The organism is Parasphingorhabdus sp., assembly GCF_036964565.1.
Taxonomy (GTDB): Bacteria; Pseudomonadota; Alphaproteobacteria; order Sphingomonadales; family Sphingomonadaceae; genus Parasphingorhabdus.
Map to the genome: position 1 here is coordinate 40,894 of NZ_JBALTN010000008.1, position 12,222 is coordinate 53,115.

The 12,222-nt window shown below is 49.9% G+C and carries 11 protein-coding genes; 6 read left to right on the plus strand and 5 right to left on the minus strand.

The features are described 5' to 3' along the window. Positions 1-135: 135 nt before the first annotated feature. The 5 genes from V7650_RS12315 to V7650_RS12335 all read right to left on the minus strand — a co-directional run bounded on the left by V7650_RS12315 (position 136) and on the right by V7650_RS12335 (position 5,932). On the minus strand, positions 136-1,395 hold the full coding sequence (locus V7650_RS12315; protein ID WP_335656545.1) for an MgtC/SapB family protein: 1,260 nt from the start codon (positions 1,393-1,395) through the stop codon (positions 136-138). 139 nt (positions 1,396-1,534) lie between these two features. Further along, entirely contained in the window at positions 1,535-2,575 is a 1,041-nt protein-coding gene (locus V7650_RS12320) for an inorganic phosphate transporter (RefSeq protein ID WP_335656546.1), read from the minus strand. Positions 2,576-2,639: 64 nt separating this feature from the next. Further along, a complete protein-coding gene (locus tag V7650_RS12325) occupies positions 2,640-4,187 on the minus strand; it encodes a CYTH and CHAD domain-containing protein (protein WP_335656547.1) in 1,548 nt (515 codons plus the stop codon). 109 nt (positions 4,188-4,296) lie between these two features. Continuing rightward, positions 4,297-4,527, minus strand: a complete 231-nt coding sequence (locus V7650_RS12330) for a hypothetical protein (protein WP_335656548.1) — start codon at positions 4,525-4,527, stop codon at positions 4,297-4,299. Positions 4,528-4,699: 172 nt separating this feature from the next. Further along, positions 4,700-5,932: a cyclopropane-fatty-acyl-phospholipid synthase family protein gene (locus tag V7650_RS12335; protein WP_335656549.1), complete on the minus strand. Its 1,233-nt coding sequence runs from the start codon at positions 5,930-5,932 to the stop codon at positions 4,700-4,702. 199 nt (positions 5,933-6,131) lie between these two features. Here V7650_RS12335 and V7650_RS12340 point away from each other — a divergent pair, with 199 nt between their 5' ends. The 6 genes from V7650_RS12340 to petA all read left to right on the plus strand — a co-directional run bounded on the left by V7650_RS12340 (position 6,132) and on the right by petA (position 12,216). Continuing rightward, positions 6,132-6,725 carry an RNA polymerase sigma factor gene (locus tag V7650_RS12340; RefSeq protein WP_335656550.1) on the plus strand — a complete coding sequence of 198 codons (594 nt, stop codon included), beginning with the start codon at positions 6,132-6,134 and terminating at the stop codon, positions 6,723-6,725. 167 nt (positions 6,726-6,892) lie between these two features. Beyond that, positions 6,893-9,241, plus strand: a complete 2,349-nt coding sequence (locus tag V7650_RS12345) for a heavy metal translocating P-type ATPase (RefSeq protein ID WP_335656551.1) — start codon at positions 6,893-6,895, stop codon at positions 9,239-9,241. Between the two features lie 44 nt (positions 9,242-9,285). Then, positions 9,286-10,443 (plus strand): NAD(P)/FAD-dependent oxidoreductase, encoded by a 1,158-nt coding sequence (locus V7650_RS12350; protein ID WP_335656552.1) that lies wholly within the window; start codon positions 9,286-9,288, stop codon positions 10,441-10,443. A 177-nt stretch (positions 10,444-10,620) separates the two neighbouring features. Next, on the plus strand, positions 10,621-10,926 hold the full coding sequence (locus V7650_RS18220; RefSeq protein WP_442955293.1) for a DUF2933 domain-containing protein: 306 nt from the start codon (positions 10,621-10,623) through the stop codon (positions 10,924-10,926). A gap of 2 nt (positions 10,927-10,928) precedes the next feature. Continuing rightward, positions 10,929-11,594 (plus strand): methyltransferase family protein, encoded by a 666-nt coding sequence (locus V7650_RS12360; RefSeq protein ID WP_442955294.1) that lies wholly within the window; start codon positions 10,929-10,931, stop codon positions 11,592-11,594. Between the two features lie 64 nt (positions 11,595-11,658). Then, on the plus strand, positions 11,659-12,216 hold the full coding sequence (gene petA, locus V7650_RS12365) for a ubiquinol-cytochrome c reductase iron-sulfur subunit (protein WP_335656555.1): 558 nt from the start codon (positions 11,659-11,661) through the stop codon (positions 12,214-12,216). Positions 12,217-12,222: the final 6 nt, after the last annotated feature.

Genomic DNA, 12,222 nt, shown 5'->3' on the forward strand with positions numbered 1-12,222 from the left:
TTGCTGGCTTGACTAAGCCAAGTTGCCCTGTCTCGTGGCTTTTTCGTCGTTGGCGGAAAGCCGTGCCCTAGTCGCGTATATAGCTGGCATTCGGCCAGCTTTACCCGATATGGCCAACGGCACGCCTTATTCGGTTCAGATATAAACATTGATCAGAACTCCTGCCGAGATACCAAAAACCAAAGCCAGATAACCGGTTAAAATGGGGCGTCGTAGCTTCTTGTCGGCAAACACAAAAACTATCCCAAGTTTGAAAATAAGGTTGGCGAAGAAGGCCAATATGATTGCGTAAACGGCAATATTGGGATCAAGAATATTATCCGACACGAGTTTCAGGTTTGAAACTGTTATGGCGTCAATATCGGTCAATCCTGATAGGAAGGACACTAGGAAAACACCGGCTTCTGCAAAGACATCATTCATCCAGGCGACAAGAAATAATATCCCGGCAAAGCTAAGTGCAAAGATCCCCGCGCTCACGATTTCCGCTGGATTTCGGGTTGATACTGCCGGTAGCGGCTCCTTTGAGTCTTCAATCCTGCGATACGACCACAAAACGAACAGACTGCCAGCCACTGCGCCCCCTATCAGCCATGGCAGCATGAGAGGCATCAGCATAAACTCCAGTAAGCCCACGATAATTCCAATGCGAACGAGCTGAACCAGGTGGGACAATAATATAATGGTTGCTGCAATGTTGGAGAACCCGGCCTGTTCCTTGCTATATTTAGCATAGACAAGGGTCGTTGCCGTCGTTGAAGCCATGCCTCCCAAAATCCCGGCAATTGCGATGCCCGACTTATGCCCAAATATTTTAAGTGCGAGATAACCCAATAAGCTAAGCCCGCTAATGAGGACCACCAGCCAACCGATTTGATAGGGGTTAAATACCTCGTAAGGGCCGTAATTGTTGTTCGGTAATATTGGCAATAAGATAACCGCGATCGCTGCGAATTGGAAAAACGATATTATTTCCTGTTTGGTCAACCTTTGCGGTACCTCTCGCAATTCTTTACGGAAATAGAGCAACGCAGTCATTGTCACAGCAATCGCGGCGGGCAACAACGGATGGCCAATCCATAAAATATAACCCAGTATAAAGGTAATTAGCGCAGCGATTACCGTCGTGGTATCTGGCTCTTCAGCCCGGGATTTTATTTGGGCGATCATCAGACAGGCGGCGACAAGTATCAAAAGCGTCCAGGCGCCAATCTGAGAATCAGTTTGCGCCCAGATATAGCCGCCGAGCGAACCAGCAACCGCGATTAGTGTAAAAGTCCGCAGCCCGGCTATAGAATTTTCATGCCGCTGTCTCTCCAATCCGACCAAAAAACCAAGGGCCAGGCTTTGCCCAAAGAGCATCAGATGAGAAATTTGAGGGGCATCGTTAATCATCTTTGACTAATTTCCCAAAAGCCGCGTTTAGAAACACATATGTGCTGTCTTAGACGCCAGCTTTGCCAGAAGCCCATTAGGCCAATTGCGCAAAATGCTACTTTTCCGGATTTGGGAGCATGCCACATATGGTTTTCCATCAAAAAATCTTTCCAGCCAATTGGATCAATCCGTAAATGGCAATGGCAACGCTCGCAGCACCAGGTATCGTGATCAGCCATGTCCCGAAGATATGCTTTGCAGTGCCCCAGTGAACCGACTTTGGCCGCTCTGATGTGCCAACGCCCATAATTGCAGTACTCACCACCTGAGTGGTGGAAACTGGCGCTCCGAGAGCAGATGCCGCCAAAATCACGCCAGCCGACGTCAATTGTGCATCCAACGCATGGATTGGCCGAACTTTGTAGATCCCGAAACCCAGCGTACGCACAATGCGCCAACCGCCTGTCAGCGTGCCGATTGTAATTGCTGTTGCGCTCGCCAAAATAACCCAAACCGGCACATAAAACTGCCCGCTGACGCCGCCCAGGACCAGGATCATGGCAATTACACCCATGCCTTTTTGGGCATCATTTGTTCCATGAGAAAAGGCCAGAGCCGCCGTTGTCAACCATTGAAAGGCGCGAAGATATTTATTGGCCGATGGCTTGGCGGCCCGCAAGGAGAAGACCATGAGGTGGTGTAATAGGCCGCCCAGGAAAAACCCCAGAATGGGTGAAAGAAACAAAGCTCCCAATATCTTGGCGACACCCTCGAGATGAAAGCCGCCAGTTAGCTCAAAACCCCAGACGACATGGCCTGGACCCGCAGCGACAATTACCACCCCTACGAGACCTCCAACAAGAGCTTGGGAAGAGGAGACGGGAAGTCCAAACCACCAGGTTAGAAAATTCCAGATAATCGCACCGCCCAGACCTGATAGTATGACAGTCAGTGAAATAATATTCCCCAGATCGGAAACATCAACAAAGCTGCCTATCGTATTGGCCACCGCAGTTCCTCCAATAATCGGACCAAGAAAAGTGAACGAGGACACTAGAATAATTGCCTGTATTGGGGTCATTGCATGCGAGGCAATTGCCGTAGCCAACATGTTGGCAGCGTCTTGCATTCCGTTAGAATAATCAAACAACAGAGCAATAAAGACACCCAGGATGACAAGGACCATCACGCCAGTCATCGCCAGTCTTCTTTTTGGTAGCGTCTGAACCGGCCTGTACTCTCGTTCCGATTCTGCATCGGAATCATTTTCTATCCCAGAAAACTCTGGTTCTCAGCAACCGGTTTACATCCTTGAAAAGTTTCTTTGTGGTCAATTTGGCTTCGCGTCGGTGCCATCCGATGACAATACCAGCGGAATAATGCCATGCTGGAGTGGCAGGATCGGGCTTCACGCCCAGCAATTTCTCGACGAGCAGTTCCGCAACAAGGACATCATTCAAATAACCCATCCGACTTTGAATGGGACTAAGCGTTTTCTGAAATTTCAAAACTTGCTTATCTGGATAAATATTAGCACAAAAATCGATGGTATAACGCAGTTTCTTCACAGCTAATCTTAGCTTATGCCGTTCTTCCTCAGACATTTTCTCAAGCTTTTGACAGTTTTCGCGCACAATTTTATTCTGCTTCTTCAGTTGCTTTGCGCAGAATTTTCTGGCTGGCTCCGACAGGTCCATTGCCTTCGAAGTTGCTGCGCTATCTCGCCAAATGTCGCTATAAAGCCATGTACTAAGCCCTAGAATAAACTCCGTATAGCGCGCGGAATTGATTGCGCTGCGGGCTTGTTTGCGATAAAGAACTCTTTCATTCTCGGCAGCCGACAAAAGCAGTTCAAATCCGTTGGCCGGACTGGAAATTTTGGCGACTGGTGCTACAAATTCATCGATGAAAACATCCCAGCTGCGCGCTGCCGATAGCTCATCCCTAAGCCATTTTGCTTCGCTCACAATCCAATCATATTTTTCTGGCGCAATATTGGACTGAAAAATCTCCAAGCCTGCACGCAAACGCCGCAAGGCAACCCGCATTTGATGGATGCCCTCGGCATCGTCCAGCAGAACCGACTCTTCATTGGCTTGGAGATAGCTGATTGCCTGCTGAACATTGTCGACAAAGGCCTGTTCTGCAGAGAAGCTTTTCAACAGCTTAGACTGCTGCCATTTTTGGGCGCGTGGCCCTTCCTTGGATAACAATGAATAGCCACGCGCTGCTTTGCTCACAGTGCTGGTCCGGAACGGGACTGTCTGATTAATAGTTGCCGCAAGTTCAAATATGCGAGCGGCTGAACCGCTTAAAAGTTCGAGCTCGAATTCACAAATTGGCTGGACTGCTTCGCCTGCGGTGACTTCGCCGACATCGATGTCGAGCGACACTGTCGTACCATCATCAAATTTGAGTTTACGGGACTGCCGTCTAACAACGGATTGGAAAACAGCTTGTAGATTGTCATCGGCCAATCGATTTATCTTGGTCCGGATTTTCTTATTTTCAAGAAGATCAATTTGTGGAATTTGATCCGGCAATTCAGCCTCCCATTCTGTTCTCCCTATGATGGCGCCCAGAGGTTCGCTTTGCCGTTTCAGGCACTGGGTATAAGTCTTGCCGATTTTGCGAACACGCAATGAATAGCCGTGCTTGTGCAGAGCATGATCGGGCGTATCAAAATATGTCGTTGTCAAAATGCGAGAGACTGCCTTGTCAACTGCAAGCTCCCTAATGGCAGATAGACTTTTTAACTGCTCCAGCTGTTCAACGTTGAATACCCCTTTCAATTCCATTTCATTGTTCATTGACACTGTTTCGTTCCTTTGCGGTCAAGCGGCTCTGCTGGAATCCGCGCTCGCTAGTTAAACTGCCGGCTAACTCATGTAATGTTTGGGTTACTCTGTGCGGTCGAATTCAGGCAGCTTGATGTTCTTGGTGATGGATAGTTTCATGACGGACTATCGTTGGTTCACGCTCAGCGCAGGATTGTGCACGATCAATCCGTGATAATACTGTGCGCAATTCATCCGCTTCGGCAGTGTCTTGCTGGCCATGCGCTTCCAGTCTGGCAAGCTTCTGCCGGAATATTGGGGCGTACATCGTGATAATCTCTTTGTCTGCATTATCATTTTCGGCATCGTTCATCTGAAATTCTCCAAAATTTCCCTATGTGATTGCATACATGGTGATGGCTCAAACCGCCGGCGTTCCTAAACATCGGGCACGGTTGGGGGAACGGTTCGATTGGGTTCAATTATAATGACGTGACAAACGATGATTTGTTACACTTGTGCCAATTTTGCCCCGAACTCTCAGCTCATGCAGCACGCCTTGAATATCTATCCTCTCCTTGCGAATGAACGAGATAGTCGCGCGTAAGCGGGACAGCGTCCTGCTTTTTAGCTAATTGAACCTGAAAAACCACATGGCCGTTTTGCCTGAATGCAAGCTCGCTGACGACCAGATAAAAACGCCACATCCGGCAGAACCGTTCATCATATATTTTTTGAACTTCATCTATTTTTTGTTCGAATCTGTCGCGCCATGCTTTCAGTGTATCGGCATAATGGAGGCGTAAAACTTCGACATCTGTAACATATAGACCTGAGCGTTCAGCGACGGCCATTACTTCGGAAAGAGCCGGAGAATATCCTCCAGGGAATATATATTTAGCAATCCATGGATTTGTCGCACCAGGACCATCGGCTCGGCCAATAAAATGGAGCAGCGCGATACCATCCTCCGCAAGACTGCCATGTAACTTGGAAAAAAACTCCGAATAGTGGGGTATGCCAACATGCTCGAACATACCGACCGACACTATGCGATCAAAGGTTTCGGTGACTTCTCGATAATCTTGCAAACGAAATTCTGCGCGGGCACTTGTCTGCAATTTTCCTGCCCTCTCAAGGGCAACATTGTGTTGCTCACATGACAGCGTAACCCCGGTTACATGCGCCCCGTGCTCTTTGGCCAGGTGAAGGCCCAATCCGCCCCAACCGCACCCTATATCCAACACATGATGACCCGGCTCTAGCATTAGCTTGGCAGCAATATGGTTTTTCTTGTTTTCCTGTGCGGTTTCCAGGCTGTCATCGGGTCCGGTGAAATATGCGCAGGAATATTGCATGTCATCGTCCAGAAAGAGCCGATAAAAATCTTTCGAAAGATCATAATGATGGGCCACATTGTTGCGGGCGATGGTCAATGGATTATGTTGCGCGAAATATCGATGAGATTGCCGATAACGAGCAATTTTGCGAGAAAACCAGCTTGGACGTTGCAATGCTTGGTTGTTGATCAACAACTCCAGCAATCCATAAATATCGTCATTTGCTACGGTCAGCGAACCGTCCATATAAGCCTCCCCCAATACAAGCTCGGGGTTGAGGAATAGCTTTCTGGGCAGACTGCGTGAATGTATTTTGATACTTATTGGATTTTTGCAGTCTGGGCCATATTGCTGTTCCTTTCCGTTTGGAAAGATTACACGCAGGGCACCGGTTTTTATAAAACCGGAAAGAAATTTTGATAGAAGATATGTCCACATTTTCTGTCCTCACTATCTGTCTGTAATCGCAAGTCAGGGCTTTTTGGCCCGTTTTAAATCTCTTGCGTCAATGTGAGGGACGGCAACGAAGCGGGTTTGTTACAGTTTGACAACGACCAGATAATCCGGTCCACTGAGCATTGTGGACAAGACGATATACAGGCGTGAAGCGACCAAGCGCTGCTTGCCGGGAGTGAATATGGCATCTGAAGACAAAGAATCGGGAGAGGATTATTCTGTGCATAAGGTCATGGCTGAGGTGCAATCGGAGTTCCTTCGGTTTTTGGTCTATAAGCTTGGAAATAGAGACGAAGCAGCGGACGTGCTGCAGAATTTTTATGTCAGAGTTCTGGATCGCATTGATGATTTACGAAACAGCGAAAAATTAAGAGGGTGGATGCGCAAAGTACTCCATACAACCTTGATCGACCACTATCGTGCTCAGGGCAAACGACGCGTCATTGAAAAGGAATATGCAAACTTTGAGAAGCTGATGGATAGCGAAGAAGCGGAACATGAATTAGATCGCATGATTTGCATTTGTCTATATCAGCTCCTACCGACCTTGAAATCCGATTATGCCGATATTCTCTGGCGTGTTGATATCGTTGGCGAAGCGCGCGAGAGTGTATCCGCCGCCTTGGACATCAGCGAAAGTAATCTGCGGGTACGCCTGCACCGCGCGCGTCAAGCGCTGCGCGATCGATTGAAAGAAACATGTGAAACCTGTCCTGTGCATGGATTTCTCAATTGCGATTGTTCGCACGCAACCCACGCCGTTCCCTTGGATTGAGCTAAACTATCTTACGACTGTAACGAAGCTCATCCCAGTCCGTCTATCTTTCTGTCGGTTCGAGGATCGCTGTTGGGCGCTATCTGCCCAACCATGGTCTTTCGTGAAAATATGCTGTCATTTGGACATGAACCGCCAAAAAGATGAAAAATCAAAGAGGGATACATATGCGGACCGCTGTAATTGAAGTATCGGGGTTGATTTCACCGTTAAGTTCACAGGGCGTTGAAAAACAGCTTTCCAAGTTAAGGGGAATAGAAAAAGCATCCGTAAACTATGCCAGCGGCAGCGCCACCGTAACTTTCGATGAAAAAGAAATAGGGCTGGTAGAAATCGAAACAAAAATTGCCGAATGCGGCTATCACTGCGGCGGAGAACTGTTGCCAAAGCATCTATGCGAAAAAGAACAACCAAAGACCGGCTCTGCTGATCATACGAAACACAACGGTCATGGTAAAAAAGCCGCTGAGCTGAGCGAAGATGACAAGCAGGCCGCAACCGATCATACCGCTCATGAAATGGGTCATGGCGGCGGTATGGATATGGCCGACATGGTAAAAGACATGCGCAATCGCTTCTGGATTGCGCTGATATTTGCTATTCCCATTTTCATTTATTCGCCAATGGGCGGACTGTTTACACCGCCAGCTCCTCCACTCGGGCTGCGCCTGGATCTTTGGTTATTTTTCCTTGGCAGCGCAGCGATAGTTTATCCGAGCTGGCCGTTCTTTATCGCCGCCTGGCGCGCGCTTCGTAACGGTGTGCTTAATATGGCGGTGCTCGTCGTCTTGTCTGTCGGCACCGGATATTTTTTCAGCGTCGGATCAACATTCTTTTTCCCTGGGGTTCAGTTTTTTGAGGCTGTAGCGGTGCTTTTAGTATTCATTTTGCTGGGACACTGGCTCGAGATGCGCGCACGCGCGGGCGCGTCCAACGCTATTCGCTCGCTTATGGACCTCGCGCCGCCGAAAGCTACTGTATTGCGTGAAGGCAAGGAAATTGAAATATCAACTGCCGAAGTGCTCAAAGATGATGTGGTAGTCATTCGGCCAGGCAATAAAATTCCGGTAGATGGAGAAATTCTGGAGGGCGAAACGCTCGTCGATGAATCAATGTTGACCGGCGAATCCATGCCCGTCAACAAGAAGCCGGGAGACAATGTCTTTGGCGCAACGATCAACAAAAGCGGTAGCTTTCAATATCGCGCGACCAAGGTTGGCGCCGATACCGCGCTGGCGCAAATCGTCAAACTGGTTCAGGAAGCCCAAAATTCAAAGGCCCCATCCCAGCTGCTAGCCGACAAAGCCTCCCAGTGGCTGGTCCTGATCGCTGTTGTTATCGGTCTTGCAACCTTTGCCGTCTGGTTTTGGTGGCTCGGGCAACCTCTTTTGTTCGCTTTGACATTGACCATTACTGTCTTTGTAATCGCCTGCCCTGACGCTCTTGGTCTCGCAACGCCCATGGCCGTTATGGTTGGCACAGGGCTCGGTGCGATGAACGGTATTCTTTTCAAAAATGCCAGTGCCCTCGAGGACGCCACAAAACTCGATATTATCGTCTTTGATAAAACCGGAACATTGACAATGGGTGCTCCCGAAGTGGTCGAGGTTGTTACATCTTCTGAAGTGTCCATCGATGAGGTGCTTGCGATGGCGGCAACCGTCGAGCAAGGTTCTGATCATCCCTTGGCACAGGCCATAACAAAGCGCGCTGGTGATCTGCCAAAGCAAAAATTGGCAGCGTTTGAAAATATCGAAGGTAAAGGCGCGCGCGCCGAGCTTGATGGCGAAGAAGTACTCCTTGGCAATAGAAGGCTTATGGATGAACGTGAAGTTTCGATGAGCGAACTCAAAGCCGAAGCGGCGCGACTGCAAGGAGCGGGCCAGACCGTTGTTCACATTGCCAAAGGCGGCAAGCTTACTGGCCTCATTGCAATTTCCGACGCGCCGCGTCCAACGGCCGCTGCTATGGTCAAAATGCTACGCAAACGCGGCGTGGAGGTCGCCATGCTAACCGGCGATAACCAGGCGACGGCCGAACGTATTGCTTCCGGCCTTGGCATTACGACCGTTCTGGCTGATGTTTTGCCGGGACAAAAGGCCGAAAAGGTTAAAGAACTGCAGGATCAGGGCAAAAGAGTAGGTATGGTCGGTGACGGCGTCAATGACGCTCCTGCCCTTACCCAGGCCGACGTCGGATTCGCCATTGGAGCTGGTACAGACGTCGCAATCGAAAGCGCCGATGTGGTACTCATGAAAAGTGACCCTTATGATGTTCTGGGTGCGATCGAATTATCGCGCGCAACATTGCGAAAAATGCATCAGAATCTATTCTGGGCCGTTGCCTATAATGTGATCGCTTTTCCGATGGCCGCCGGCGTTCTTTATCCTTTCATCATAAGTCCCGAGGTTGCAGCGCTCGCCATGTCAGGCAGTTCGGCCTTGGTTGCCATCAATGCACTATTACTGAAACGGATCCGTCTGGAAGGTATCCATGCAGCACCGGTGCACGCATAGGTCGATGGATCCCAAGCTAGGCTACAAAGGAGAAACTCAATAGCATGGCTGGGGATCTTCCATCGAATGGCTTGATATCCCGAAGCGAGCCGATTGCTATTGTCGGTGCCGGCCCGGCAGGTCTGGCTTGTGCCATTCTGCTCGCGCGGGCCGGGCGCAAAGTGATAGTGCGTGAATGGCATAAGACGGTCGGCAGCAGGTTTCACGGCGATTACCAAGGTCTTGAAAACTGGAGCGGCAAGCGCGATGTGCTGGACGAACTGAACGAAGCAGGGATCCAAACAAGTTTCAGCGCCCACCCCGTCTTTCAAGGGACAGCTTATGATTATCGCGGTAAAGATTACCCGATAATCGGTGATCGTCCGCTATACTATCTCGTACAGCGCGGTGGTCAGAAGGACAGCCTTGAGCAAGGATTGCTCGATCAGGCTGTTTCAGTCGGCGTCGACATTCGTTTTGGTGAGCGCGCAACAAGTATCGAAGGGCCCGCTGTCTCCGCAATCGGACCCCGCTCAGCCGATGCAATTGCAGCAGGCTATATATTCGAAACCGATCAGGCCGACAGCAATCATATTGTTTTTGATAACAAGCTTGCCCCGCATGGCTATGCCTATTTGCTGGTCCACAATGGCCGGGGTACGCTAGCAAGCTGCATGTTCAGCGGCTTTAAAAATCAAGCGGTGCACGTGGCGCGCTCTGTAAAGTTTTTCGAAGAAAAAACCGGACTGAAAATGAACTCTCCGCGCGCGTTCGGTGGATTTGGAAATTTCCGTATCCCCAACACGGCAATGCAAGGCGGCCATCCGCTGATTGGCGAACAAGCTGGCTTTCAGGATATGCTTGCAGGCTTTGGAATGCGGTATGCCTTGCGCTCGGGCATTTTGGCGGCCCAGAGCTTGATTGATGGCACTGATTACACCCGTTTGTGGCGCGCGCAGCTCCTGCCACTATTGAAAATCGGCATTAGCAACCGTTTCCTGTACAATGCCGCGGGTGACCGCGGGGCACGATTGGCGCTGCGGAACATTAGCCATTCAAATGCATCTGCAAGGTTGCATCGTCTGTATCAACCCTCTCTTCTTACGAAAATCATATTCCCGCTTGCACGGCGGCAATTTCGCCGCCCACTTCATGATCCAAGCTGTGATCATATTGCATGCCAATGTGTCTGGTGTGAGCATGGAGTAGGTCACGCCGACTAGATATTCTGACGGACGAGCACAAATATCAAGCGCCACGGCTGTCCAAAGTTGGCGAATTTGAGTTGTCGACTGTAACGCAACGCGTTTTCTAACGTCTATTCCCATGAGCAATCTATGAGCGTCGGATTTTTTAGGAATGCCGCGCCCGTGCGATTATGAAAACGGAGGTATCATATCATGCAACACCAACACAAGTCATCCGCGTCACAGCCATCCAACTCCCGCGCCAAATTTGTATTTTATGGGTTTTTGGCAATAGCGGCCTTTGCTCTATATTTTGAGCATCAAGCCCATATCCCAGGCGACTATCTGCTGCTTGGCGGCCTGCTGCTTGTTTGCGTTGTCATGCATAGTTTCATGCATGGTGGGCATGGTGGGCATGGCGGGCATGGCGGGCATGGCGGGCATGGCGGGCATGGCGGGCATGGTGCCAAGCGCGGCGATCCTGATCAAGGATCTATCCCTGACAAGGTGGGGGAATGATAATGGATATGTCTGCCTACGGGCTATGGTTTCTGGTCGTCTTCAACTCGGCCATCTTCATCATCTTTGCGTTTAGTTTTTTCAAACCTCGGACAAAGCGAGATTGGCGCTCTTTTGGGGCCTTTAGCGCATTTATTGTTGCTCTTTTTACAGAAATGTACGGCTTTCCATTGACCATTTACTTCCTCGCTGGCTGGTTGCAATCCAACTATCCCAATATCGACTGGTTCGCGCATGATAGCGGACATTTGCTCGAAATGATTTTCGGATGGGAGGCTAATCCTCATTTTGGGCCTTTTCACCTCTTGAGTTTTATCTTCATCGGCGGCGGATTCTATTTGCTCTCCGTAGCTTGGCGCGTTCTTTACAAAGCGCAGCATAGCGGCGAACTGGCACAAACAGGCCCCTACGCGCGGATAAGACATCCACAATATGTCGGTTTTGTGATGATCATGATTGGATTTCTATTCCAGTGGCCAACCCTGCTGACGCTGGCAATGTTTCCCGTATTGCTGATCATGTACTGGCGGCTCGCACTTAAAGAAGAACGCGAAGTAGAAGCGCAACTGGGAGATGTTTATCGCAGCTATGCAGCTAAGGTCCCTCGCTTTATTCCGCGATGGGGCAGTAAATCGGCGACAGTTAGCATCGGTCAGGATGGATCATGAACCGAGTTGGCAAAGTCGCAATAGCGGCACATCGTAATGCTGGGAATAGTCCGAAGAGGCCGTGATGGAGACCATCGCCGGAAAAGAGATCGATTTCGATTCCGCCGGTATCAGGCGGAGAGACTTCATCCATATCGCGCCAGTTTCTTTTGCAGCAGTGGGGGTTGCCGCATCGGCCATACCTCTTGTTGACAGTATGAACCCGTCGGCAGACATATTGGCGGTTTCCTCGATTGAAGTTGATCTTTCGTCAATCGAACCTGGGCAGCGAGTAACGGTCAGCTGGCGTAATCAGCCAGTATTTATCGTCCGGCGCAGGGCAATCGATATTGCCCGAACGCAAGCAGATGACGCCAATCCAGGCTTGATCGATCCCTTGAGCGATAGCGCGCGGGTTCAGAAATCCGAGTGGCTGATTATGATAGGTGTTTGCACCCATCTCGGCTGTATCCCTCTTGGTCAAAAAGAGGGGGACGCTCGGGGGAAATATGGAGGTTGGTTTTGTCCTTGCCACGGGTCGCTCTACGATCTGTCCGGGCGCGTTCGCCGCGGCCCTGCGCCGCGAAATCTCGATATTCCGCCTTATGTTTTCTTAAGCGATACGAAAATCCGCATCGGATAAAAAGCC

Coding starts and splice junctions, on each gene's coding strand:
- petA (WP_335656555.1), top strand. CDS start 11,659: ATGGAGACCATCGCCGGAAAAGAGATCGATTTCGATTCCGCCGGTATC.
- V7650_RS12320 (WP_335656546.1), bottom strand. CDS start 2,575: ATGACTGGCGTGATGGTCCTTGTCATCCTGGGTGTCTTTATTGCTCTG.
- V7650_RS12340 (WP_335656550.1), top strand. CDS start 6,132: ATGGCATCTGAAGACAAAGAATCGGGAGAGGATTATTCTGTGCATAAG.
- V7650_RS12350 (WP_335656552.1), top strand. CDS start 9,286: ATGGCTGGGGATCTTCCATCGAATGGCTTGATATCCCGAAGCGAGCCG.
- V7650_RS12335 (WP_335656549.1), bottom strand. CDS start 5,932: ATGTGGACATATCTTCTATCAAAATTTCTTTCCGGTTTTATAAAAACC.
- V7650_RS12345 (WP_335656551.1), top strand. CDS start 6,893: ATGCGGACCGCTGTAATTGAAGTATCGGGGTTGATTTCACCGTTAAGT.
- V7650_RS12360 (WP_442955294.1), top strand. CDS start 10,929: ATGGATATGTCTGCCTACGGGCTATGGTTTCTGGTCGTCTTCAACTCG.
- V7650_RS12315 (WP_335656545.1), bottom strand. CDS start 1,395: ATGATTAACGATGCCCCTCAAATTTCTCATCTGATGCTCTTTGGGCAA.
- V7650_RS12330 (WP_335656548.1), bottom strand. CDS start 4,527: ATGAACGATGCCGAAAATGATAATGCAGACAAAGAGATTATCACGATG.
- V7650_RS18220 (WP_442955293.1), top strand. CDS start 10,621: ATGCAACACCAACACAAGTCATCCGCGTCACAGCCATCCAACTCCCGC.
- V7650_RS12325 (WP_335656547.1), bottom strand. CDS start 4,187: ATGAACAATGAAATGGAATTGAAAGGGGTATTCAACGTTGAACAGCTG.